This is a genomic window from Streptomyces calidiresistens (genome assembly GCF_014141525.1).
Classification (GTDB): Bacteria; Actinomycetota; Actinomycetes; order Streptomycetales; family Streptomycetaceae; genus Streptomyces; species Streptomyces calidiresistens.
On the sequence record NZ_VKHS01001463.1, the window covers coordinates 1 to 629 of the forward strand.

Genomic DNA, 629 nt, shown 5'->3' on the forward strand with positions numbered 1-629 from the left:
GGATCCCACCCCGCGGTCCATCCCGGCGGGACAATGGCCCCATGACCGCAGCGATCATCTCCCCGGACGAACTCGCCGCCGTGCTCGCCGATCCCCACACCGACGCGGAGCCCCCCGTCCTCCTCGACGTGCGATGGAACCTCGGCGGACCTCCGGGCCGTGAGGAGTACGAACGCGGACACCTGCCCGGGGCGGTGTGGATCGACCTGGAGACCGAGCTCGCCGGGCCGCCCGGGCCCGCCGGCCGCCATCCGCTGCCCGACCCCGGGGTGCTGGGGGACGCCATGCGTCGGGCCGGGGTGAACGAGGACGGCCACGTCGTGGTGTACGACGGCGGGCAGGGCTGGGCCGCCGCCCGGGCCTGGTGGCTGCTGCGCCACGCAGGGCACGAACGGGTTCGTGTCCTGGACGGCGGCCTGGCCCGCTGGAAGGGGCCGCTGACCACCGGGGTCCCCGATCCCCGACCGGGCGACTTCACCCCGCGCTACGGCGCCATGCCGGTGCTGGACGCCGACGGCGCCGCCCGGGTGGCCCGTGACGGCGTCCTGTTGGACGCCCGTGCCCCCGAGCGCTACCGGGGGGACAGCGAGCCGGTCGATCCGGTGGCCGGCCACATCCCCGGTGCCCGC

Annotated in this window: 1 protein-coding gene; it reads left to right on the forward strand. The window is 76.5% G+C overall.

Annotated elements, in window-relative coordinates; genetic code table 11:
* Positions 1–41 precede the first annotated feature (41 nt).
* Positions 42–629 (forward strand): sulfurtransferase (locus tag FOE67_RS27830; RefSeq protein ID WP_182667566.1); only part of this gene is annotated, 588 nt, incomplete at its 3' end.